Origin of the sequence: Chitinophaga pinensis (genome assembly GCF_007896845.1) — a bacterium.
Classification (GTDB): domain Bacteria; phylum Bacteroidota; class Bacteroidia; order Chitinophagales; family Chitinophagaceae; genus Chitinophaga; species Chitinophaga pinensis_C.
Genome location: NZ_VOHS01000066.1, coordinates 1 through 23,709 on the forward strand (window position 1 = coordinate 1; position 23,709 = coordinate 23,709).

At 44.0% G+C, this 23,709-nt stretch carries 21 protein-coding genes; 7 read left to right on the forward strand and 14 right to left on the reverse strand.

What is annotated here, in order from left to right:
- The 10 genes from FEF09_RS28120 to FEF09_RS28165 all read right to left on the reverse strand — a co-directional run.
- On the reverse strand, positions 1 to 781 hold a 781-nt coding region (locus FEF09_RS28120), incomplete at its 3' end, for a RagB/SusD family nutrient uptake outer membrane protein (RefSeq protein ID WP_146308169.1).
- The gene (locus tag FEF09_RS28125) at positions 765 to 1,346 is read right to left on the reverse strand and encodes a RagB/SusD family nutrient uptake outer membrane protein (RefSeq protein WP_146308170.1); all 582 of its coding nucleotides are present in this window, start codon (positions 1,344 to 1,346) and stop codon (positions 765 to 767) included. The genes FEF09_RS28120 and FEF09_RS28125, both read right to left, overlap by 17 nt.
- A 36-nt stretch (positions 1,347 to 1,382) precedes the next feature.
- Positions 1,383 to 4,847 carry a SusC/RagA family TonB-linked outer membrane protein gene (locus FEF09_RS28130; protein WP_146308171.1) on the reverse strand — a complete coding sequence of 1,155 codons (3,465 nt, stop codon included), beginning with the start codon at positions 4,845 to 4,847 and terminating at the stop codon, positions 1,383 to 1,385.
- 255 nt (positions 4,848 to 5,102) lie between these two features.
- Positions 5,103 to 6,272 carry a FecR family protein gene (locus FEF09_RS28135; RefSeq protein WP_146308172.1) on the reverse strand — a complete coding sequence of 390 codons (1,170 nt, stop codon included), beginning with the start codon at positions 6,270 to 6,272 and terminating at the stop codon, positions 5,103 to 5,105.
- Entirely contained in the window at positions 6,172 to 6,945 is a 774-nt protein-coding gene (locus FEF09_RS28140) for an RNA polymerase sigma factor (protein WP_186774576.1), read from the reverse strand. The genes FEF09_RS28135 and FEF09_RS28140 overlap by 101 nt, the downstream gene beginning before the upstream one ends.
- Before the next feature lie 102 nt (positions 6,946 to 7,047).
- On the reverse strand, positions 7,048 to 8,151 hold the full coding sequence (locus FEF09_RS28145; RefSeq protein ID WP_146308174.1) for a TlpA disulfide reductase family protein: 1,104 nt from the start codon (positions 8,149 to 8,151) through the stop codon (positions 7,048 to 7,050).
- Between the two features lie 148 nt (positions 8,152 to 8,299).
- Positions 8,300 to 9,055 carry a hypothetical protein gene (locus FEF09_RS28150; RefSeq protein WP_146308175.1) on the reverse strand — a complete coding sequence of 252 codons (756 nt, stop codon included), beginning with the start codon at positions 9,053 to 9,055 and terminating at the stop codon, positions 8,300 to 8,302.
- Between the two features lie 198 nt (positions 9,056 to 9,253).
- Entirely contained in the window at positions 9,254 to 9,886 is a 633-nt protein-coding gene (locus tag FEF09_RS28155; protein WP_146308176.1) for a response regulator, read from the reverse strand.
- Between the two features lie 5 nt (positions 9,887 to 9,891).
- Positions 9,892 to 11,742: an ATP-binding protein gene (locus FEF09_RS28160; RefSeq protein ID WP_146308177.1), complete on the reverse strand. Its 1,851-nt coding sequence runs from the start codon at positions 11,740 to 11,742 to the stop codon at positions 9,892 to 9,894.
- 19 nt (positions 11,743 to 11,761) lie between these two features.
- Positions 11,762 to 12,220 (reverse strand): hypothetical protein, encoded by a 459-nt coding sequence (locus FEF09_RS28165; RefSeq protein ID WP_146308178.1) that lies wholly within the window; start codon positions 12,218 to 12,220, stop codon positions 11,762 to 11,764.
- A gap of 176 nt (positions 12,221 to 12,396) precedes the next feature.
- Here FEF09_RS28165 and FEF09_RS28170 point away from each other — a divergent pair, with 176 nt between their 5' ends.
- On the forward strand, positions 12,397 to 12,777 hold the full coding sequence (locus tag FEF09_RS28170) for a PH domain-containing protein (RefSeq protein ID WP_146308179.1): 381 nt from the start codon (positions 12,397 to 12,399) through the stop codon (positions 12,775 to 12,777).
- A 211-nt stretch (positions 12,778 to 12,988) separates the two neighbouring features.
- Here FEF09_RS28170 and FEF09_RS28175 read toward each other — a convergent pair whose 3' ends face one another.
- The 3 genes from FEF09_RS28175 to FEF09_RS28185 form a co-directional block, all read right to left on the reverse strand.
- Entirely contained in the window at positions 12,989 to 13,957 is a 969-nt protein-coding gene (locus FEF09_RS28175) for a helix-turn-helix domain-containing protein (protein ID WP_146308180.1), read from the reverse strand.
- A gap of 59 nt (positions 13,958 to 14,016) precedes the next feature.
- Positions 14,017 to 14,922, reverse strand: coding sequence for an SDR family oxidoreductase (locus FEF09_RS28180; protein WP_146308181.1), 906 nt, complete (start codon positions 14,920 to 14,922; stop codon positions 14,017 to 14,019).
- A 285-nt stretch (positions 14,923 to 15,207) separates the two neighbouring features.
- On the reverse strand, positions 15,208 to 15,447 hold the full coding sequence (locus FEF09_RS28185) for a hypothetical protein (protein ID WP_146308182.1): 240 nt from the start codon (positions 15,445 to 15,447) through the stop codon (positions 15,208 to 15,210).
- A gap of 227 nt (positions 15,448 to 15,674) precedes the next feature.
- On the opposite strand from FEF09_RS28185, the gene purL reads away from it, so the two are divergent.
- Both purL and FEF09_RS28195 read left to right on the forward strand, forming a co-directional pair.
- Complete coding sequence (gene purL, locus FEF09_RS28190; RefSeq protein ID WP_146308183.1) at positions 15,675 to 19,346, forward strand: phosphoribosylformylglycinamidine synthase; 3,672 nt, start codon at positions 15,675 to 15,677, stop codon at positions 19,344 to 19,346.
- Between the two features lie 26 nt (positions 19,347 to 19,372).
- Complete coding sequence (locus FEF09_RS28195) at positions 19,373 to 19,714, forward strand: HopJ type III effector protein (protein WP_146308184.1); 342 nt, start codon at positions 19,373 to 19,375, stop codon at positions 19,712 to 19,714.
- 128 nt (positions 19,715 to 19,842) lie between these two features.
- On the opposite strand, the gene FEF09_RS28200 is transcribed toward FEF09_RS28195, so the two are convergent.
- Positions 19,843 to 21,249, reverse strand: a complete 1,407-nt coding sequence (locus tag FEF09_RS28200) for an aldehyde dehydrogenase family protein (protein ID WP_146308185.1) — start codon at positions 21,247 to 21,249, stop codon at positions 19,843 to 19,845.
- Positions 21,250 to 21,942: 693 nt separating this feature from the next.
- Between FEF09_RS28200 and FEF09_RS28205 the strand changes: the two genes are divergently transcribed.
- The 4 genes from FEF09_RS28205 to FEF09_RS35115 all read left to right on the forward strand — a co-directional run.
- A complete protein-coding gene (locus tag FEF09_RS28205; RefSeq protein ID WP_146308186.1) occupies positions 21,943 to 22,428 on the forward strand; it encodes a hypothetical protein in 486 nt (161 codons plus the stop codon).
- Between the two features lie 179 nt (positions 22,429 to 22,607).
- Positions 22,608 to 22,967 carry a tetratricopeptide repeat protein gene (locus FEF09_RS28210; protein WP_146308187.1) on the forward strand — a complete coding sequence of 120 codons (360 nt, stop codon included), beginning with the start codon at positions 22,608 to 22,610 and terminating at the stop codon, positions 22,965 to 22,967.
- A 47-nt stretch (positions 22,968 to 23,014) separates the two neighbouring features.
- On the forward strand, positions 23,015 to 23,239 hold the full coding sequence (locus FEF09_RS28215) for a hypothetical protein (RefSeq protein WP_146308188.1): 225 nt from the start codon (positions 23,015 to 23,017) through the stop codon (positions 23,237 to 23,239).
- Positions 23,240 to 23,443: 204 nt separating this feature from the next.
- Positions 23,444 to 23,709, forward strand: a 266-nt coding sequence (locus FEF09_RS35115; RefSeq protein WP_409994894.1) for a histidine kinase dimerization/phosphoacceptor domain -containing protein, incomplete at its 3' end; no start/stop codon positions are given.

The window sequence follows — 23,709 nt, forward strand, 5'->3', positions numbered from 1 at the left end:
TTATTTTTTTGATAGTTGGTCGTAGTGTAGTAACAGTTGCCAAAGGAAAACGTAACAGCGCGAAGTAGTACTGATCATCTTCTCCGACGAAACTCTTCACATACTCATAGTAATTTTGTAACAACAGATCATCCGCTGTGTTTGCCTGCTCAACAGCGAGGTAGTTATCTGTGTTAGCAGTAGCAGTAATACCAGCGCCTGCCTGTACAGCATGTATTAAACCTTTCGCAGTCGCCAGACTTCCTCCTGAACGGATGCCTGCTTCGGCAGTCATCAGATATACTTCTGATAAGCGTATAGCATAAGCCACTTCTGACAGTTGTGTCGTCGTCAATGTAGACTGTACATACTTTATAAAGTAGAAGGTACCTGCTTTATCACCATTAGCATTGCCGAGGTACCATTGCTGACGCGGATCGTTTGCCAGCATATCTTTTAATACGGTGGTAGCTACATAAAAAGAGTTACGTCTCACATAGATACCGCTGGTATTATAATAATAAGCTCCCTGATTTGCCTGTGGTATAACGCCCAATATTACCTCTTTACTACTCAATCCTTTTGCATAGAAGATATCACGGGTATTGGGTTCTAACACATAGCCACTGTTGCTGATCACATCGTTACCGATAGCTACACACTGTGCGTAATCATCCTGCTGTCCACGAGCCAGCAGGACACGCATTTTCAATGCCATTGCCGCCCATTTTGTCACATATACATTACTGCCGGATGTGGCAGCATTTTCTACTGCATAGTCAAGATCAGACAATAAACTCATAGCTGCTCTTTACATCAGAACGTCCTTTCGCATAGGTAGTGGAAGTAAGGAACTTGTCATGCAACAGTGCACCGAAGCTACTGTTGATATCAAACCACTGCCCCATCAATGACAATACCTTAAAAGTGGCAAAAGCCCGCATAAACCTGGCTTCTGCCAGTATCTGTTCCTTTCTGCCATTGGAAAACAAATTTCCGCCGAGCAGGGTGACCTGATCTATTATACCATTGGCAGCATTGACGAGGGAGTAATATCGTCCCCAGTCTCCATTGAAATTTGTTTTTCCTAATACATTGCTGGCTTCATTTAATGTATTGTGTCCATCATCCAGCACTCCTGTCAGTATACCGGGATTCACCTGATTTGATGACCAGTTTGTATTTGTTTGTGAAGCATTGGCAAAACGGTAGTACACGCCGTTGAGCGCTATGTTGGCTGTTTGTTGATTGGTAATTGCATTTCCCTGTACCAGTGCATCTTTTGGCAGTTCGTCCAGCTGCTTATTACAGCTATACTGGCCTAGCCCTATCAATACGGCTGATAATATGATAATAGTTTTTTTCATCTTGAAGTCCCTTTTAGATCATAATAAATCACACGTTTAGAATCCGAATCTGAAACCCAGTACAAACTGACGGATAGTCGGATAATTATTGGAATCCGTATAACCGTCTACAATGCTATATGGGTCATTACTCACTTCCGGATCCTGTCCCGGATAATTGGTAATGGTAAACAGATTGGTCGCGGAAGCATAGATAGAGGCGCCCTGTATCTTTGTCCGCTTTAACAGTGTTTCAGGAAACTGGTAATTGAGTGTTATAGATTTCAGCTTGATAAAAGACGAGCTGTAAATATCATTGCTGCCGGTATAATTGACATTCTGTCCGTAGATCAGTCTTGGGCGATCTGAGTCTGTATTTTCAGGGGTCCAGCGATCCAGTATACGTACGCCTTTATTCGTGAGATCACTCACTGATTTATTGGCAATATCTGCTGCATATAGGATATGTCCACCATAGGAATAGGTCAATAATGCTGACAAGGTGAAATTACGCCAGTTGAAGGTGTTTGTCCATCCGCCATAAAACTTCGGTGCAGCACTTCCTATGAGTGCATAGGAATCAGGGAATCCGGTGAGCGGACCGGTGGTAGCCAGTGTAAACATCGGATCTCCTATATTCAGATAAGGTGTAAAGAAGGCATAATAAGGGAAAGCTGTTTTATATGCTTCCAGTTGTTCCTTGTTCTGGATGATACCATTAAAAGGTGTACCCACAAACTGTCCTACCGGATATCCTGTACGCAGTACTGTATTGGACATGATATAGCTTTGTCCACCGGAAGACGTCACCCCGCCGCCATGATTCGGATCTGTATAATCCATATTCAGACCGGTCACAAGACTACGGTTGAATGACATATTCAAGCTACTTCTCCAGCCTGCGTGTTTACCTGTAATAACGTTACCGGAGACTTCTATTTCAAGTCCTCTGTTACGGATATCCGCCAGATTGGCGATCACAGAAGAATAGGAAGAACTGGCGGGCAGCGGCTGATTGAATAATAAACCGGAGGACTTCTTCTCATAAACGCCTACATTTACTACCAGACGGGATCTGAACATAGAGATATCGATCCCGGCATCCTTCTGTAAGGTTTGTTCCCATTTAACCTTATTGTTACCCAGCTGAGACGGAATCACTGCGTTTGTGCCGTTGTAAGATACAGGCGTATAAAGCGTACGATACAGATAGTTGCCTATATTCTGTGTTCCGGTATAACCTGCACTGGCACGCAATTTCATATCATCTATCCATGTAAGCTTTTTCATAAATTTCTCCTGCGAGATACGCCAGCCGATACCACCAGAAGGGAAATATCCGACTCTGTTATCTGAAGAAAACTTAGAAGAAGCATCCGAACGGCCTGTAAAAGTGATCAGGTATTTGTCTTTGAAGGCGTAGTTGGCACGCAGGTAAAAGCTTAACAGCGCATTTTGAAAAGCGGCGGACTTCGCTGGTAATGTAACCGCTGCAGACGACAGATTATTTAGGATAAAGTCATCCGGGTAGGTTTGTCCGGAGGCCTGAAAGGAATTAGACCTGTCTTCCTGCCACGAAGTACCCGCCACTACGTCGAGACGGTGGTCCGGTCCGAACTGCTTATTATAGCTCAATGTATTTTCATAGAGATAGCTGGTCGTTTCAGTCTGTCCCTGTGAACCAATACCACCCATAGAGCTTCCTGCGCCGCTGGCAGTTTGTACCTGAGCAGAAGAAGGGGTGTAATTACGCTGGTGATATTGGTTGTAATTGATGGAAGCCTGACTACGGAATTTCAGTCCATTCACGATATTGTATTCGAGTGCGAGCGATCCTAGAAAGAGTCCATTCTTGCCCTTATTGATACCATTTAACAATGCCAGTGGATTTTGAAACCCATTGAAATTATCCGAGTTTACGGCACTACCTGCCAGATTAGCCAGTGTGCCATCAGGATTGTAAGGCGCTCTTGTAGGCGGCGCATATAAAGCCTGCGCATAAGCACCATTTGTGATATTATTGGTAGAAAATGCGTAATTGATATTTGTTGTAAACTTCAGCCGTGCATTGACCTGATTATCCAGATTCAGTTTACCGGACAGGCGCTGGAAGTCAGTTCCCTTTACCACACCTTTCTGTTCTGAGTAGGAAAGGGAGGTATAATAACGGGTACCTCTACCGCCACCACGTACGGAAACATCTGTGTTTTGTGTAAGACCGTTTCTTAATACGAGTGACAACCAGTCTGTATTATCCGTACCGAGATAAGCGGGATCATTGAGAATCTTATTTGCTGTAGCAGCAGGTTGAAGACCCATAGCCGCCCTATCGGCATTATAATTGGCAGCCGCTTCTTTCAGGATCATCCGGTATTGATCAGCGTTCAGCACTTCAGCTTTTACCGGACGGGAAACACCTGTATAGTTGTTTAATTCAAAATAAGGCTTCGTATCCTGTGTACCTTGTTTGGTAGTGATGATTACCACACCATTTGCTGCTTTCGATCCATAGATAGCCGTCGCTGATGCATCTTTCAGGATGTCGATAGATTCAATATCGTTAATATTCAATCCTGCGAGGCTATTCAGTCCACGCGCATAAGCACCGGAAATTGCATTGGAGGGATCGCTGAAATTGGTAGAACGCGCGATAGGATCCACTACTTCACCCGGCGTTTTTATATAACGGCTGGTTGGAGTAATCTGCACCCCATCTATGATATACAAAGGATCATTACCACCGAGGATGGAAGTACCACCACGTACGCGAATGTTGGCAACACCACCCGGAGAGCCGTCAGACTGTACTACCTGTACACCAGCAGCTTTACCTGCAAGACCGATATCAATAGTTGCAAAGGGGACATTACGTATTTCATTTACGTTCACACTAGCTACAGATCCTATGAGGTCTTTCTTTCTGGTACTACCGTATCCTACTACCACGACCTGATTCAATGCTGCGTTTGTCACCTTTAGCTGAAAATCGATAGTAGGCTGGTTACCCACTGTTGCTTCACGGGTTATATATCCCACAAAACTGATGACCAGTACATCTCCTATATCGGCAGGTATTGCATATCCACCTTTGCTATCAGTCACGGTTCCCTTACCACTGTTGCGGTTCCGGATCGTTACGCCAATCAGCAACTTCATATCTTCATCAAACACGGTTCCTTTTACAATCCGCGCCTGTTGTGGTGAAGTGGAGGCATTATTATTCTTTTCTGCGGATAGCAGCACTACGTTTTTACCCATGATCTTGTAAGTCACCGGTAATCCACGCAGACAGCTATCAAGTGCTTTTTCGATCTGAGCATCTTTAAGACTGATCGTCACCTTATAATTAGCAAAGGTGGCGGCATCATAAAAGAAGTGAAAACCAGATTGCTTACTGATGCGTTCCAGCACTTTTTCAACGGGTGTATCCTTTTCATTCAGACTGATTGCCTGACTGAAGCTGCTTGCACTCACGTGCATCAATGTAACAAGCATCAGAAAGGTGACAATTTTCAAAACCATCAGGATTCTTTTTGACAGCAGCGGGCATGGCGCTGCCATAGTAAAAGAATGGAAATTCATTACTTTTGTACTGTTTGGATTAATAAATGATAATTGCTAATCAGATTCCCGGAAGGGAGGGTTAATCCAAAAGTCAATCAGCGTAGAAGTGTTCGTACCACTTCTGCGCTTTTTTTTGGATATAACCCTGTCCGGATGGTTGGTTCTGTTATCTCTTCATGTTTGGCTGTTTATAAGTTTTAGAATTTTGGTTGATCAATCCGGCACCACTGTTATCGTCTTACGTGGTCCATTATCTGTTATTTTAAAATTTACATGCAGGAGCCTGAGCATATCTAACACTTCGGTGATATCTGCGCTACGGGTAATCTCTCCCGAGAAGCGTCTGTCAGGTGCTGTTCCTACATAAGTAACATCCACATCATACCATCTTCTCAGCTGTTTCATCACATCTTCAAGTCTGGTACCATTGAATTTGAAGAGTCCGTTTTTCCACGCGATCACCATATCAGTATCCGTGTTCCGGTTCACGGAGATGTCGGCTGCATTCGCGATAGATTGTTCTCCGGGCGCCAGCTCTACCTTCTGACGACCGTTGTCTATTCTGATCTTTCCTTCGAGCAGGGTGGTAATAGTATGTCCGTTGTCCCCATAGTTATTGATATTGAATTGTGTGCCCAATACCGTGATACTCTGTCCTTCAGTATGTACGGTGAATGGGTGTCCGGGATCGGTGGCTACCTGAAAATAAGCTTCCCCGTTAATTGTTACCTCGCGTGTGTCCCCATTAAAAGTTGTAGGGTAGCGAATGGAGCTTGCAGCATTGAGCCAGACGCGGGTCCCGTCTCCCAATACCAGCTGGAATTGTCCCCCACGTGGTGTAGTGAGCGTATTATAACTGACAGCTGTGCCGGCGCTGGCTGTATATAGCAGACTTCCCCCTTGTTGTTGTACAGCGGTTTCTCCCTCGCGGATCAGTTGGTGGCCTGTGCTGTCCAGATTAACTTTCTGACCATTTGCGAGCGTAAGGACGGCTTTATTAGATCCGGGCATTATATCCGGATTAGTTTGTTGTGCCAGTCTGGAGTTTACTGTACTTTTCTGCTGCTGCCAGCGGTAAATGCCCAATAATGAAAAACATAGTATAAGGATGGCTGCCGCCCACCACCATGCACGCAGAGTACGGACAGTAGCTGTTTTATCTTTTTCGCCTTTATCTACGGATACGATACGCGCGACCCTTTCTTCCAGCAGGCTTTCATCCAGAGGATCCCCTGCCGTGGACTCTATTTCCATCAGCGTGGCAATCGCATCTACGGTGGTATCATCTGGCAAATCCAGCCATTGCTGCAGTTCCTGACGTTCTGCAGACGTTAATGCTCCCCGGCGATGTTGGTCTAATAAATAAGCGATACGATCTTCCATACGCCCCCTTTACTATATAAGAAGCAGGAAACCGGAAATGGTACCATCCGGACTGCAATTTTTTTTTAATAATCTTTGAGGAACAAAAAGAGGGGATCATAAAAGTATATCCTGAAGCCGTCAGGTGTTCCCTGATCTCCTTCAGGCTGATGGTAAGTACATTTTTTACGGTACGCGGGGTAATTGATAAGGTATCAGCGATTTCCTGTATCCGGATACCTTCATCCCGGCTCATACGGTAAATACGGCGGCGTTGTTCCGGTAGACGGGCCACGGCTTCTCCGATCACCCGTCTGATATCTGCAAGATGTGCCTGATCATCGGGTGTAAGTGGTGCCAGATCGCCTTCCTTGTCCATATTTATGTTCAGGGTGGCCAGTTTTTCCTCATATACCAGCTGTTTCCTGAGCATGGTGAGATATTCCCGGGAGGCGACCTTAAAGATCCACGCGCTGAGATGCTCAATCTCCGGCAGCTTATCTCTGTTGAGCCATATCCTGATAAATGTTTCCTGTAAAATATCTTCTGTCTGTAGTGCCGAACCGGTGTATTTCCAGATAAATGGGCGCAATTGTGGATAATAAAGGGCATAGAGCTGCCTGAATGAAGCTTCATCGCCTTCAGCGATCTGTTGCAGCACCCCCTGTTCTATATTTGATGGTTTATCCGGCAATATTATCCCTCACGTTTTGCACTCCCAAGATACAGCAACTGTTGAAAGTTTCAAGGCTCCCGGCAAACATTGCACTATACAGCTTATCCTGTCCACTTTATATTATTGCTTTAAGACCTCTGCCAGCTTATTCCTAAGCTCCTCCCCATGCAGGTTCACTGCTATGACCTTCCCTTCCGGATCCAGCAATATGTTAAAAGGCACTGCATTTGCCCGGAAATGACGGAATATCTCCGCATTAAAGTGTCTGGGATCAATGGCATTGACCCATGGTAGCTGCTCCCGTTCCAGTGCCTTCTGCCACGGCTCTCTGATCACATCTATGGATATCCCTAACAAGGTAAACCGATCCCCGTTATATTTTGTGTATAGTTCTTTCAGTAAAGGTATTTCATCCAGACAGGGACTACACCATGAAGCCCAGAGATCCACCAGCAGATATTTCCCCCTGAAGTCGGCAATGCCGATTGAATCACCGGCAGCATTGATCACTTTAAAATTCTGTATCGCTTGTCCGGCCTGTGTACGTTCGTAATACTCCAGACGTCTCTTAACGGCCTGCCCATATTCATTCGCTTTAAAGTGGTCTGGCAGTTGTCTGTAAATAGAGTCCAGCAAAGAGGGTGGTAAAAAATCTGTTGTCCCTGTACTCACCAGATAAAACAATGGCGCCTCACTTTCCGGATAATCTCTGAACATGTCTCTTGTCAACGCCACCACAAATTGAAACTGCTCGGCTTCGGATGCATGAATATACCGGGGCACAAGTGCTCTGAATGTCTTTTCGTGTATTGAAAGCACTTCGTTGATAGGTCCTGCTTTTGTAAAGTGTATGTTTATCATACACGCAGGCTTATCGGTTCCGGGACTGGTAATGATCGTTGTATCAATGGTAATGCTGGTCTCCCCTGATTCCAGATACAGCCAGTTAGACTCTACCGGCAGGTCACTATCAATAAATAATCTTGTATTCATGATACGTGGGCTTGTCCCTTCAAACCGGAATTTATTATCCTTTATAAGAACGGTATCAATATGATTATCCCAATCGAGATAGATCTTTCCTTTATAATTCAGAGAGGTGCCACTGATAACAAATTTTTCCTGTGCATAGCTGACAGATATAAAAGAACAGAGCAGTAATACAATGCAGGTACTTAATAATTTGTAAGGGATAAATTGTCTGTGATGAACGTTTATTGGCATATTTCGGGTTATTGGGTCTTTAGGTATTGACTAAATATACAAAATCCGGTTTTAAGCCCCAAGGCTTGACTAAATAAACAAGAGCCCTCCCATAAGGGAAGGCTCTTTACTATACTCAGAAGACCATTAGTGTTGTGGGACTGATCAGTTAAGCAACGCCGGCGGCAGCTTTATCGTGTTTGGGTGCGACATACAATGCCTGCAGTGACTGAACAGATATTGTTGCACTCTGTGAATTCTGCACACTGTCTGCGTTGATCCATACGATCTGCTGGCCGTTACCGAACAGGCTCCATGATGTAGACTGATAAGCCGTGGTGTTCAGCTGAACTTTAGGCTGTGCCATGGTACCGTAGTAAGAGATTACATTCGCGATACCTGTTGGCGGCGTATTTACGCAGATCAAAGTAGCTGCATTTTCTGTAAACTGAACAGAAATGAATGCATTGATGGTGCTGGTGATCTGACCTGCATACCAGTGAGAAGCAGGTACTGCGTAGTAACGGGTAAATTTCTGGAAGCTCTGTGGCTGACCATTCAGTGAAAGAGACTGGTTGTTGATGCCACTGGTATCAGTAGGCATCTTTACGCTGCCAATAAATGCCTGAATATTAGCACCTGGCTGACCATTTAAAATAGAAGCTGCAATAGTAGCAGTCTCATCGCCACTGACAAAACAGATAGCAGCAAGACCTTGATTAGCGGTTGTGCCTGGAACGTTAACGGTTACCGGAGGTAATGAGTTGTTACCGGTAACAACAACGGTTGTGCTTGCATCATTTCCTGCAGCATTGTAAAAGAAGAGGCCGTACAGCTGACCTTTGTTCAGACCACCGTTACAGGTTGCGGTGTCGCCCTGGCCAATACTGATAAGCTGACCCTGGTTCCAATTAATTGCGGACATGATTATAAATTTTGGTTATTTCCCCTACTCTTTTAAAGGCTTTTCGGATCCGCCCTGTCTTACTTTAATGCGCATTGAAGACATCTCAAAGGTGGAGAAATTAAGGACTGTCATCGTCCCCAGAAAGGATGGTTTTCCGTAATACCCCAATTGGGGTATACTACCAGATCAACAGCAGGCAGAGGTCGCTGTTATTTGTCAGATAATTCCTTTATCTATGGCAAGGCGGATTAATTCAGCAGAGGTTTTGACATTCAGCTTGTGCATGATATTTCTACGGTGTGTCTTCACTGTATGTTCACTGATATAAAGAGAACTGGATATTGCCTTGGTATTCATTCCTTCGGCCAGACATTTTATGATTTCCTTCTCTCTTTCAGAAAGCTCCTGTAATCCGGTTTTCCCGGCACTTTTCCCCCTGAAATAATCAAATACCTGATCATTGATCTTTGGATGAAAATAGTTCTTTCGCTCGCTGGCATTGTTGATGGCCTGTACCAATTCCGCTTTGGAGGCGTCTTTCAGTACATATCCCTGCGCACCTTTTTCGAGCGCGTCTTTGATCTGCCGCATAGACTGGTGCATGGTCAGCATGACTACAGGCTTATCATAGCCTTTTTGTTTCAGTAATTCCATACAGGCAATACCGTTCAGAATAGGCATATCGATATCCAGCAGGATGACATCAATTTCACTGCCGGCTAAAATATCAGGGATCTCATTACCATTGGTGGTATGTTTTACGACAGCTATACCATCTTCGGGCTTAAACAAGGATGCTACCCCTTCTGCGAACAGATGGTGATCATCAACTATCAGTACTTTTATCATAGGTCTCAGTTAAGTGTTATCGGCGTAACCGGCAGGTCTATATTTACCGTGGTGCCGCTTGCAGGGTTACTATCAAAGCGGATTTCACCCCGCAGATCAACAATCATTTCTTTTAGTGTATTCAATCCCATCCCCGAACCGGCTATTTCTTCTTCTACATCAAATCCTATCCCGTCATCCTGTACGATGATATTAATGATATTGTCCTCGTCGAAGCAGGTCAGCGAAATAGACAACTTTGTTGCCCCTGCATGTTTTAACACATTACTCACCAATTCCTGTACGATCCGGTAGATGATGATCTCATTCCGGGCTTCCATCTTCTGTTCACACATGACAGCAGAGAACTCTACTTCCAGACTATTCGCCTGTCGCAGGTGTGCTGTCAGTTCTACCAATGCAGGTACAAGACCGAAATCATCTGCTATACCTACATTCAGCGAATGTGAAAGATTTCGGATATCAGCACAGGCCTGATCGATGAGGACGGATAGCGTCTGATAATTAGGAATGGCCTTTTCATCTACTGCATGCATATTGACCTTGATCGTCGCCATCAGACTTCCAAAGTGATTATGTAATTCTCTGGCAAGGCGTTTCCGTTCACTCTCCTGTCCCTGTACCATTGCCTGTAAGGCCTTTGTTTCCTGTGTATTGAGCAGGTTCCTGATTCTTTCGTCATGATATTTCTGTTCATTTACAGCCAGTAATCGTGCATTCAGAAAACGCTGCCGGAAATACAGCAACATCAGTACTGCCAATAGCAGAAAGAAGATGGCGACGATAATGTAGATCCTGTTTAGCAGCTGTCGTTTTTCCAGTAATACGATCTCCTTTTCCTTCAGACTTACTTCAAACTCAGTCCGGAGGTTGGCCAGCTGTCTCGTGGTGCCTGAGTTTTCTATACTGTCTTTGTATATAATATACCGGCTCTGGTAATCGAATGCCCTGTTATAATCTTTTTTCGTTTTGTACAGCTTCGACAACAACAGGGAAGCGTCGCGCATCTGTTCCTTAAGGTCCAGCGCCTGTGCTATTTCCAATGCTTTGCTGGTATGACGGATAGCGGCTTCCGTCTGCCCTTCTTCTGCATATAATTTACCCAGCTGGTTGTGGTAATCAGCCATTCCAAATTGATCACCTAAAGGATCCAGCATGGCAATAGCACGCAAAAGTCCTTGTCTGGCACTATCATTATTGCCCTGTTTCCAGTACACAAGCGCCTTGTTTCCTACCGCATATGCCTGTCCTATTTTCAGACCGATCTGCGAAAAAATAGGCTCAGCCTCATTGTATAACAATAAGGCTGAGTCCAGTTCATTCAATGTATAATAACTATATCCGGTATTCAGCAGATTAATCGCCAGTTGCTCTTTGTTGCCATGTAATCTGATAAGGCCGACTGCTTTCTTATTATAAAGAATGGCGTTTTTCAGATCATTGTTAGCCATATAGGTATTGGCAATTTCGAGATATCCGGTGGTCAGTTTTTTGTGTGCTCCTTTTTCTATTGCGAGGTTTGCACTACGAAACAGGTTTTCCAGCGATTTTTTCAGGTTTCCCATTAACCGGTAAGCAACTCCTTTGGACTGAAGCGCCTCAATAACATAGTTGGATGCATGATGTGTTGAAGCCAGTTCTAACAGAGTATCTGCATAAAGTAATACTTCATCAGGAGAAGAGGAATAAGCAGCTATTTTCGCAAAAACAGCCATCTGGGATATTGGCGAAAGCGTATCGGTTTCCAGTAATATCTTTTTAAGACTGTCCGCTTTTCCCTGATCCTGTGCATATAGAGATCCACTGATACCGAGTATCAGACAACAGAAAATCTGTATGTATTTCCTTCCGTCCAATTCAGTGCCTGTTTAATTATTATCCATTCCCCTGATTAGCCCTCAGTACCGGATCTATGCATAATGGAATCTTTACCAGTTCATTCGCGATCTGGTACTCCAACATGGCGTACAGATCGAAACTTAATTCTCCTCCCGCAGAGACGTTGGATATTGGCACTTTGAAACTCACCTGATGTCCATCCAGTTTAATATCATCCGGAACAGTAATGCCGCCGTTTGAGCTGATCACTTTAAAATCTGTGAAATACAACTTATGATAAGAAAACAGTACAAGCGGAAGGATCGTAAAATATACATCCTGATCTGTCGTTACAGGAATAGCGAAGCTTTCGACAGGATTACCCAGTGCCATACCGCCCTGATCAAATATTGCGGTGTTTTCGCGTACCTGTGCATTTGAAGGTGGATTGATGCCGATATTAGCAATAAGGCGACTACAGTCTACCTGTACAAAAACGTGTCTTGAGTGTGCCATTAGATTGGTGTGGTTGTTAGGAATGGTTTTTCAGATGGTCATTCTGAGTAGCTAGGGTATAACGCTATTCCCACCGTATTGTTCAAAATTTATTTTTGTGGATAGAATTTGCCGGCTTCCACGTAAAATCCTATCTTGTTTATTATTAATCACCTATACTTCATTAAATTAATTAAATGGGACTTTTTTCAGGCTTACTTGGAAACGCCGGCGCCGTTGATCAGGCGCAACTCGTAAAAGATTACGGTAAACTTTTAACCCCTACAGAAACCATTGAACTGGGCTTCAAACTGATACGGGACACTTTCATTTTCACTAACAAACGTATGATCCTTGTGGACAAACAAGGGATCACAGGCAGCAAGGTAGAATACCTGAGTGTAACCTACAAAAGCATTTCCAGATTCAGTATTGAAACGGCGGGTACATTCGACCTCGACGCAGAACTGAAAATCTGGATCTCCAGCGAAGTACAGCCAAGCATACGCAAACAGTTTAACAAATCTGTGGATGTGTATGAAGTGCAGAAAATACTGGCGCAGCATGTGTTGGGATAATATTATATGCAGATTATTATGCGGAGAAAGACTAATGCCTGAACTGCTGGTCTGCTGCAATGAGAATTTGTAAATTAGTAATATCCCCCATCAAGACATAGTCTGACTATACTTATCTTACGCTAATGCTACGTTTTTAACGTAGCATTAGCGTAAGATAAGTATAGTCAGACTATGTTTAAACAGGTGTTATCCTAAGGTAGATTTTGTCTTAATTAAAGCTTTTCCGGAATGCAAGAGGTGACAGCTTCGTTTTTGTCTTAAACAGCTTAGTAAATGATTGTGGATGCTCAAACCCCAGCTCATATGCAATCTCATTTACTGACAGATCTGTAGTTGATAACTTCTCTTTTGCCTTTTCTATCAGTTGCTCATGAATATGCTGTTGTGCTGTTTGTCCTGTCAGTACTTTCAACAAACTGCTCAGGTACTTGGCTGATACATTTAACGCCTTTGCAAGGTACTGCACTGTAGGGAGACCATTCTTCAGTGCTTCTTCATTATTAAAATAATCCGCCAATACTACTTCCATCCTATCCAATATCTTGTGGTTACTGATCTTTCGGGTGAGGAACTGACGATGATAGAATCTTTCTGAGTAATTGAGCAAAGTCTCTATCTGGGAGATAATAATCTGTTGGCTGAATTTATCAATATTAGAATGATACTCCTGCCGTATTGCCTGAATAATATTGTTGAGGATCGCTTCTTCTTTATCAGATAAAAACAAGGCCTCGTTCACCGCATAATCAAAATATTCATACTGTCGGATCTTCTTCGCCAACGGTGTATTCCAAAGGAAATCCGGGTGAATCAGCAACATCCATCCGGAGCGTTCAGTGGGTGCGTCCGGATCTGTTTCAATCCTGAAAACCTGATTAGGGGAGATAAAGAACATGACCCCTTCATCGAAATCATATTGCTGCTGACCATACTTCAGTTTAACATCTAATCCTCTTTTCAGAGATATGCTATAAAAATCAAATACCCAGTTTGTTTCACTGATATCGGGTGGCCGTTTGATAGCAGCATAATCCACAATACTGATCAGAGGATGCCCGGGAGTAGACAAGCCTCTCAGTTGATGAAACTCACTGATCGTCTTAATTCTGTGTGTTTTGCATTTGCCATGACCGGGGAGATAAAGCCACTTTAAAGTTACTATAATAATTGCGCACATATGACAGGAAGCGCTTTCTGTATTGACAATGCTTCCTGTCGTATGTGCACAATTCCGGGTTAGTCCTTATTGTATACTGCTGCAAATTCCTTTGCGAAATCGGTCAGTTTCACTTTGCCAAGACCGGGTCTGTTGCGGAAATAATCTTCATACAATACACCACCCCGCATACTGGCCTGCATTTCTATAAAGCCGGCGGCTATCTGTGGGTTCATACCAGCTGCCAGCCAGCCATTCAGTAACTGTTCATCCGGAATCACCTTCCATTCCAGGTCAGGCTTTCCGATAGCATCGCCTATAATAGCAGCTATTTCATCAGGAGAAGCTTCATCGCTCGCAATATAACGGATCTTTCTACCTTCAAAAGGAGTATTCACTTCTTCGGCAACCACAGCTGCAATATCCAAAGGGGATACCCATGGTTCTTTATCATTCCCACCCCAGTTCTGTACAATGGCACCTTGTGCTTTCATACCACGTATGAACGAAAACATGTTTGTATAAAAGCCAACAGGGCGCATAAACTTGATCGCTACATCAGCAGGCAACTGATTTAAGATGTTTTCCACATTATGATGGAAGGCAAGGATGCCATTGCCTTTTTCCATGTTGGCACCGATACTGCTGAGATGTATCACCTGTTTGATACCTGTTTGTTCAATGGCCTGTTTGTAGTTGCGGCCTATCTGGCTGATTGCTGCAATAAAATCCAGCTCTTTGTCAAAGAAGCTGCCCACAGCTTCCAGTGTTTCCATCAGGTAAACAATGTCTGCCCCTTTAAAAGTTGCCGTCAGAAAAGCGGCATCATGCATACTTCCGATAGCTGCTTTGGCACCGAGTGTTTCGATCTCTTTTTGTCTGTCTGTGTTACTGCTGATAACGGTAACGGAATATCCCTTTCGCACCAGTTCTGTTGCCAGTGGTTTTCCGATACGTCCTAATGAGCCTGTAAGTACTATGTTCATATTTCTGTGTTTTTGATGATACAAAAGTCCGCATCCATCAAAAAACAGAACTAACCAAATGGCAGCTTGTTCAAGCCAAAAGGAACATTTTGGGGATTATTGGGTGCGTTTCACCCGGAATACACAATTTACCATGTGCGGAATCCATCTGTCATCCGTCTGAGAATCAATTAAATATGCAGATAATTGGTCGTATTCTCTTTATAAAATAAATTCTTAATACCTGTGAAATAGCCGGCTTTGGTCGCTCTGACCATACCACCATTCTGGTTGATCGAAATATGATCAAACCGGAAAAAAACCGTATCTGTCAGTCACGGCAGTTGCTCCGGCTGCATTGACTGTTACACCTGAAACGGGGTTTCCGTTTTCATTCAGGATCTGCCCCTGAATATTACATGATACATTTTTCTCAGGTAATTTGCCGGGAACGGGATGTGTTCCGGTCGTATCAATGGGAGGAAGCGGTGGTTCAGGTGTTTCTGTACCGGGCTTTTTACAGCCAAACCAGACTACAGCTAACAACAGGAATATCAGCCTTTTAATAGGGAAAGGGGTCTTTTTCAGGGTAAAACGGGTTAAAACAAATATACAAATACCCTAAAGGAATAGAAAGAGGGATATTTGATTTTCATTGTCTATTTAGCCGGCAAAGGCTTATATATTCTATCTATGATCATATAAACCGCTCTCAAATGATTAGAATTTCCTAATTTTGCGGTTTCGTTTCATAGACTTCATAACGCACTATAATGATTCATTTCTTTGTGAACCAAACAGACTTTGTCTATTGTGTTCAAACAGAAAACGACCTTTCTCAAGAAGACATTCAGAAGCTTAACTGGCTCTTCGGCAACGCCAAAAAATTAGACGAACTTACTGTGAACCGTACCTATGTGGGCCCGCGTGCAGCGATGGTTACCCCATGGAGCACGAATGCGGTTGAAATTACCCAGAACATGGGTATCAGCGGTATCATCCGTATCGAAGAATTCGAACCGGTTCCTGCTGATTTCAACGAGTTTGATCCGATGATTTCGCAGAAGTACCTGGCTTTAACACAGGAGCTTTACACGATCAATATTCAGCCGGAGCCTATTCTGGAGATCGATAACATCGATGCTTATAACAAACAGGAAGGTCTGTCCCTGAATCCGGAGGAAGTAGAATACCTGAATAAACTTTCTGTAAAGATTGGCCGTAAGCTGACAGACTCAGAAGTATTTGCGTTTTCTCAGGCTAACTCAGAACACTGCCGTCACAAGATCTTCAACGGAACTTTTGTGATTGATGGTGAAGAAATGCCTACTTCCCTCTTCAAACTGATCAAGAAGACCTCTGAAACGAATCCTAATGATATCGTTTCTGCTTATAAAGACAACGTGGCTTTTGTAAAAGGCCCGAAAGTAACACAGTTCGCTCCGAAGTCAGCTGACAAGCCTGATTTTTATGAGGAGAAGGAATTTGACTCCGTTTTATCGCTGAAAGCAGAAACGCACAACTTCCCGACTACCGTTGAGCCTTTCGCTGGTGCCGCTACTGGTTCCGGTGGTGAGATCCGTGACCGTCTGGCAGGTGGTCAGGGCTCTTTGCCACTGGCAGGTACTGCTATCTATATGACGGCTTATTCCCGTCTGTTAGAAGACAGACCATGGGAAAAAGGCATGCAGGAGCGTAAATGGTTATATCAGACACCAGTAGATATCCTGATCAAAGCGTCTAACGGTGCTTCTGATTTCGGTAATAAATTTGGTCAGCCACTGATCACCGGTTCCGTACTGACCTTCGAACATGAAGAAGAAGGACGCAAACTGGGTTATGATAAGGTGATCATGCAGGCCGGTGGTATTGGTTATGGTAAATTGAATCAGGCGAAAAAACACACCCCGAAAGAAGGCGATAAGATCGTTATTCTTGGTGGTGAAAACTATAGGATTGGTATGGGTGGTGCTGCAGTTTCCTCTGCTGACACCGGCGCTTTTGGTTCAGGTATCGAACTGAATGCCATCCAACGTTCCAACCCGGAAATGCAGAAACGTGCTGCCAACACCATTCGTGGTCTGGTAGAATCTGATAACAATACTATCGTTTCCATTCACGACCATGGTGCGGGTGGACACCTCAACTGTCTGTCTGAACTGGTAGAAGAAACAGGTGGTCTGATTGATCTGGATAAATTACCAGTCGGAGATCCTACTCTTTCCGCGAAAGAAATCATCGGTAACGAATCTCAGGAAAGAATGGGATTGGTGATCGGTGAAAAGGATATAGCAAACCTGCAGAAGATCGCTGACCGTGAACGTACGCCAATGTATACAGTTGGTGATGTAACCGGCGATCACCGTTTTACTTTCGCGTCTGCTAACACCGGCGTAAAACCAATGGATTTTGCACTGGAAGATTTCTTTGGTTCTTCTCCGAAGACCATTATGAAAGATCGCAAAGTACAACGCAACTATGCGGATATCGCTTATGATGTGAAGAATGTTCCGACATACCTGCATCAGGTACTGCAACTGGAATCTGTGGCGGCTAAAGACTGGCTGACCAACAAGGTAGACCGTTGCGTAGGCGGACGTGTTGCCAAACAACAGTGTGCCGGACCATTACAACTGCCACTGAACAATGTCGGCGTTATGGCGCTGGACTACAGATCAACAGAAGGTATTGCTACCACTGTAGGTCATTCCCCGCTGACCGCACTGGTTGATCCGGCTGCCGGTTCCCGGAATGCCATCGCAGAAGCTTTATCCAATATCGTTTTCGCACCCATCAAAAATGGTCTGAAAGGTGTTTCCCTTTCTGCCAACTGGATGTGGGCTTGTAATAACGAGGGTGAAGACGCCCGTCTGTATGAAGCAGTAAAAGCCTGTTCTGATTTTGCAATCGCTTTGGGCATCAACATTCCGACCGGTAAGGATTCCCTGTCCATGAAGCAGAAATATCCAAATGGCGATGTTATTGCTCCAGGTACAGTGATCATCTCTGCTGCCGGTAACTGTACAAACATCAATAAAGTAGTAGAACCCGTACTTCAAAAGAATGCAGGTTCTGTATACTATATCAATTTATCAAAAGATGCATTCAAATTAGGTGGTTCTTCTTTTGCGCAGATCAATAACAAGATCGGCCCGGTAGTTCCAACTATTCAGGATGCAGCTTACTTTGTAAAAGCATTCAATACCATTCAGGAACTGATCAACAACGATCAGGTAGCTGCTGGTCACGATATCGGCTCCGGTGGTCTGATCACTACCCTGCTGGAACTTTGTTTTGCAGATGTAAATCTGGCTGCTGATTACGATTTAAGCGGATTGAACGAAGCTGACACCGTAAAAGCGCTCTTCAACGAAAACGTAGCAGTAGTACTTCAGGCAACCAACGACGCAGCATTTGAACAGGCATTGAAAAATGCTGGTATCGATGCTGTAAAGATTGGTACTGTTAAAGAAGCGAAGGAAGTAAGTTTCAAAAACAATGCTGATACCTTCACTTTCAATGTCGCAGAAACCCGCGATACATGGTTTAAAACCTCCTTCCTGCTGGATCAGAAACAATCCAGAAACGGCATGGCACAGGAGCGCTTTAACAACTATAAATTACAGCCATTAAGCTATAATTTCCCTTCACAGTTTGATGGTAAAAAACCTGCTATCGACGCATCCAAACCTCGTCCGAAGGCGGCTATTATCCGCGAGAAAGGTTCCAACTCCGAGCGTGAAATGGCAAATGCCATGCGCCTTGCAGGATTTGATGTGAAAGATGTACATATGACTGACCTGATCTCCGGTCGCGAAACACTGGAAGATATTCAGTTCATAGGTGCTGTAGGTGGCTTCTCCAACTCCGATGTATTAGGTTCTGCAAAAGGCTGGGCCGGAGCATTCATGTACAACGAGAAAGCGAAAAAAGCGCTGGATAACTTCTTTGCCCGTCCTGATACAATGTCTGTAGGTATCTGTAACGGTTGTCAGCTGTTTATGGAGCTGGAACTGATCAATCCGGACCACGCTGTACACGGTAAGATGCTTCATAATACTTCCGGTAAACATGAATCCAACTTCGTATCAGTAAAAATTCAGGAGAACGATTCCATCATGATGAAAACCTTAGCGGGTGCTACGTTAGGTGTATGGATCTCTCACGGAGAAGGTAAATTTAAATTGCCAAATACAGAAGATCAGTATAAGATTACAGCTAAATATGCATATGATGCATATCCGCATAATCCAAACGGATCTGACTTCAACACCGCTATGATGTGCGACAATACAGGCCGTCATCTGGTAACAATGCCACACATCGAGCGTTCTATCTTCCAGTGGAACTGGGCTAACTATCCAAAAGGCCGTCAGGATGAAGTGACGCCATGGTTAGAGGCTTTTGTGAACGCGAAGAAATGGTGCGAAGAGAATAAGAAATAGAATAATCCTAAACATCGGATATACGGATGAAAGAACAAGTAGCTAGCTTAATCCAGCAATTAAAGAGCAATTCAGTTTCCTTCAAAGAAGTAATTGAATTCATTGAGACATATTACCAGCACCAGCCGACTGCTTTTAAAAACGGTGAAGCATACAATGAAGCCACCCAAAATCAGGGTAGTGCAAAGGTTTTTTCTTTTGCACAGCTGAATAACCTGAGTCCGGAAGATACACTCTTCTTATTTGCAGAGCATTATCAGGCAGTATTAAATACACCAGATGCGACCGACCATCAGAATATCAGACAATTCATGGCACATGGATGGTCCGGCATTGCTTTCGAAGGACAAGCGCTGCAGGCGAAATAATTCTATTCAGATATCATAATAATGGAAAAGGTATTGATCTGAGATCAATACCTTTTTCATTTCAGGCTCACTTATTCGAAATGATCTTGTATATAGATAATGGCAACAAGCATCTTACCATCAAATGATCAGGTTTTAGGCTCTAAAAATGCCTCCATACCCAGTTGTCCGTTCTCACGCCCCATACCGGAGTTTTTATAACCACCAAAAGGCGCCAGAGGATCATGTTTCAGGGTATTGATCAAAACTCTTCCCGCTTTTAACTGCCGTGCAATCTGTGCGGCTCTTTCCTGATCAGAGGAACTGACATAAGCCATTAGTCCGTAGTCCGAATCGTTGGCAATAGCCACAGCTTCTGCCTCATCCTGATAAGCGATCACCGAAAGCACCGGACCGAAGATTTCTTCCCGGGCGATCTTCATACTGTTTGTAACACCGGCAAAAATTGTCGGTTTCACATAGAACCCTTTTTCAAAACCCTCCGGATGTCCCGGTCCGCCATATAATAGCTCCGCGCCTTCCATAAGACCGGTGGTAATATATTGCTGGATACGGTCATACTGCTTCTGACTGGCCAATGGTCCTATTCTGGCTCCATCCTGATAAGGGTCTCCCACCTTAAATTCCTGTGCGGCAGCTGTCAGTCTGCTTTTTATCTCATCCAATCTGGAAGCCGGCACCAATAACCTTGATCCCGCGATACACGCCTGTCCGTTGTTCATAAAACCTGCCTGTAATGCCATGGGTATCGCGGTATCAAGATTGGCATCTTCCAGAATGATATTGGCGGACTTACCACCCAATTCGAGTGTCAGTCTTTTCATTGTTTCAATGGCTCCTTTTCCAAGGATTTTCCCCACTACGGTGGAACCCGTAAAAGAGATCTTGGTCACCTCCGGACTTGCTATGATCGCTCTGCTGATCACGTCTCCCCTTCCATTGACCATATTGACTACTCCCGGTGGTAAACCTGCCATGTCGATACATTCCATGATGATCTGAGACTGCCATGGACTAAATTCACTGGGTTTAAGAACGATGGTACAACCGGCAGCCAATGCTGCAGCCACCTTCACAGCAATAGATCCGGCGGTAGAATTCCATGGTGTGAACAAGGCTGAGACGCCGATAGGTTCCATGACAACGGTAGATTCATGTACCGTTCTTTTAAACGGGTACTCTTCCATCACAGAGATCTGATTAAGAAAAGTAGTCGCAGCAATCATATTGGACCATTTTGCTCTTTCCTTTGGAGCACCATATTCCAGAATAGTGATATCGATCAGGTCGTCAATTCTTTTGAGGATTTCGTCGTGGATACGCTTCAGGTACTCAGCCCTCTCCGCAATACTTGTCTGCGCATAATTTTCCAAAGCTGCACTTGCTGCCTGTATCGCATTTTCCGTATCTGCCTCGTCTGCGTATGTCAGTTGGGCAATCACTTCACCATCCAGAGGACTTACAATATTCGCGACTTCGCTCCCATGAGGTGTGATAAATTTCCCGTTGATATAGACGCTTTTTATGTGTTTCATGTTCATTGTTATAAGGTAAAATGAAATGTGTTGTTATGCCTTCTACAGTACAAAACTGCGGAGATATCCCCATAGACATAAATACATTCCCTGTGAAGTGGACAAAATGAAAGGCGGCAAAGGCATTTTCAATGCTCATTATTTATATGGGTGTCGTGGAGACATCAGATAGTGCTGTCCGGTTTAAAACCGTCTTTCCCTTGTCAAAAACAGGGTATCTCTTGACAATTAACCGGTTAACAGGCCCGTATGCATCGCAGGGCTGGAAATAATTGTACTTTACTGTCTGGTTCAGGCAATTTTCTGCAAATACCACACGTTTACTATTTTCACGAAAATTTGTTTGAATGTTGCTTTTCCGCTCCCGGAACCAGGATCAATCACTGGCCTGACTAACTTTACGTAACCAATAAAATTTCCGGGACTAAGACATATTGTTAGTTCGCGGCTGCGCCTAATATTTACGACGATGCTACTGGAGCATGGAACATATTCCAAAGACATTTTACTATGCAGACAGGCAAAACGATGGCTGTTTAGCTGTATCCTATTGCTGATCTGTATATTACCGGCAGGTTATATGCACAATATTACCCTGCCCCTGCACCGGTTGCTGCCACTCGTCTGCATGCATTATCAACACTGCTGGCTACTACCCACAATGCACATGAGCGTATACAGACGTTAAATGCATTGTGTAACCTTTATCATAACCTGCCCTATAAAAATCCGGCTGATCTTGTTCTTGCAGAGCGATACGCCAAACAGGCGCTTGCTGAAAGCATCAACATAGACGACCAGTCAGGCATGTCTGAAGCATTGCTATTGTTAGGCCAATTATACTATTTCAAAGATGACATTGAGCGTTTCAAACAATTGCCATCAAAAGCCAATGACTCAACCAAAGCCAAACTTTTCCTGCAACTCAGTTTCTATATGTGGGGAAGAGATGCGAAGGATAAAACACAGGATTATCTTAAAAGTAATGACTACGCCAGACAGGCGGTGGCAATAAGTGATAGATTGGGTTTAAAAGAGCTGAGTCTGATGGGCGCACGCAATATTGCCATCAACAATTTATACCTGAAAAAACCAACGCGGAAGCTGCAGTACTCCGGATCGTTGAAATATACAAGCGGGCAGGATACAAAAAACTACATTATATCTACTACCCGCTGACCTGTTACTTTGATTTTATACGTCAGACAGATAAAGCGTATTATTACTCTGAAGCGGCAGTAGCAGCAGTCGATGCTACAAAAGACACGCTATCTGCGGGTGATATCTACATTGAGAAATCAGTCCTTGCCTATCGACGTGAAAAATATGATGAAACGATAAGCGCCTGTAAACAGGCCTTGAAATATTACGAGCACCATCCGAGTGTGTATTATGTTTCCTCTCCTATGGTGCATGAGATCATCAGTGCCGCCTATAACAAAATGGGTAAGAAAACGGAGGCTACCAATTATATGTTGAATGCTTTGCATCAATATCCTCCACGCGGCACACAAGATAGTCTTACTTATCTCCACAGGTTAGGGAATGCCTTCCGTGAACAGAAGGAATTTAATAAATCAGAAAATTACTTTAAACAGATATACGCCATTTCCTATCGCCTGCACAAGGACGAAGATTATGCCAACATAAATCTGGGGCATGTTATCTGGATGCCGGTGAGTTTGCAAAAGCCAGACATTATCTCTACAAGGGCTTAGCGCTTAGCAAACTGAAGAAAATACCGCCGGCCTGCGCTATCTGCATTATGCTCTACCTCGCGGATTCCGCAACGCAGCATTATCTTGCTGCGATCGAACACCTGAATCAGTGCCATGATCAGGCAACCGCCGAAGTACGATCAGAACAGGATAAAGCTGTGAAACAAATGGAAGTGGCCTACAAGGCACGCGAAAAAGAACAGGAGCTCAAGTTAAAAAATCAGAATATCATGTTCCTGCAACGACAGACGCAGGCGCAAAAGAAAAACTAAAACAATCTGAAAAGATCGGTGCTCACAGCAGGAGGATTGGTGCTTGCACTATCCATCATGGTATTGCTATTTTCTTCTACCGGCAGAAACAACGAAGCAGCAAAGAAATGGCCCATAAAAACCAACAATTACAAAAGCTGTTACTGAAAAGAATGGCGTTGAAGGAAGTACATCACCGCGTAAAAACAACCTTCATACTATATTCTGTTTGTTGGAAAGTCAGGCGCGTACTGCCAACCGGAAGCCCGTAGTGCGCTTGAAAAGAGTACGCATCGTATTTATGCCATGTCCTCTTTCATTTCATCAGAAAGTTACCAGTCTGGTAATATTCAACATGTTGACTTTGGAAATTATCTTAGAGAGTTCCTCTTATTTTGCGGAGGGCTTCGATCTGGAAACAAGGAATATCGGGTTACACATGAGATGACAGTATTACGCTGCCGCTTAATCTGGCGATGCCACTTGCGCTT

Bases quoted from the DNA above. Each gene is read 5' to 3' on its own strand.
- FEF09_RS28165 (WP_146308178.1), bottom strand. From the start codon at position 12,220: ATGGCACACTCAAGACACGTTTTTGTACAGGTAGACTGTAGTCGCCTT.
- FEF09_RS28125 (WP_146308170.1), bottom strand. From the start codon at position 1,346: ATGAAAAAAACTATTATCATATTATCAGCCGTATTGATAGGGCTAGGC.
- purL (WP_146308183.1), top strand. From the start codon at position 15,675: ATGATTCATTTCTTTGTGAACCAAACAGACTTTGTCTATTGTGTTCAA.
- FEF09_RS28195 (WP_146308184.1), top strand. From the start codon at position 19,373: ATGAAAGAACAAGTAGCTAGCTTAATCCAGCAATTAAAGAGCAATTCA.
- FEF09_RS28145 (WP_146308174.1), bottom strand. From the start codon at position 8,151: ATGCCAATAAACGTTCATCACAGACAATTTATCCCTTACAAATTATTA.
- FEF09_RS28215 (WP_146308188.1), top strand. From the start codon at position 23,015: ATGCTCTACCTCGCGGATTCCGCAACGCAGCATTATCTTGCTGCGATC.
- FEF09_RS28175 (WP_146308180.1), bottom strand. From the start codon at position 13,957: ATGTGCGCAATTATTATAGTAACTTTAAAGTGGCTTTATCTCCCCGGT.
- FEF09_RS28200 (WP_146308185.1), bottom strand. From the start codon at position 21,249: ATGAAACACATAAAAAGCGTCTATATCAACGGGAAATTTATCACACCT.
- FEF09_RS28155 (WP_146308176.1), bottom strand. From the start codon at position 9,886: ATGATAAAAGTACTGATAGTTGATGATCACCATCTGTTCGCAGAAGGG.
- FEF09_RS28150 (WP_146308175.1), bottom strand. From the start codon at position 9,055: ATGTCCGCAATTAATTGGAACCAGGGTCAGCTTATCAGTATTGGCCAG.
- FEF09_RS28180 (WP_146308181.1), bottom strand. From the start codon at position 14,922: ATGAACATAGTACTTACAGGCTCATTAGGACGTATCGGAAAACCACTG.
- FEF09_RS28130 (WP_146308171.1), bottom strand. From the start codon at position 4,847: ATGGTTTTGAAAATTGTCACCTTTCTGATGCTTGTTACATTGATGCAC.
- FEF09_RS28135 (WP_146308172.1), bottom strand. From the start codon at position 6,272: ATGGAAGATCGTATCGCTTATTTATTAGACCAACATCGCCGGGGAGCA.
- FEF09_RS28170 (WP_146308179.1), top strand. From the start codon at position 12,397: ATGGGACTTTTTTCAGGCTTACTTGGAAACGCCGGCGCCGTTGATCAG.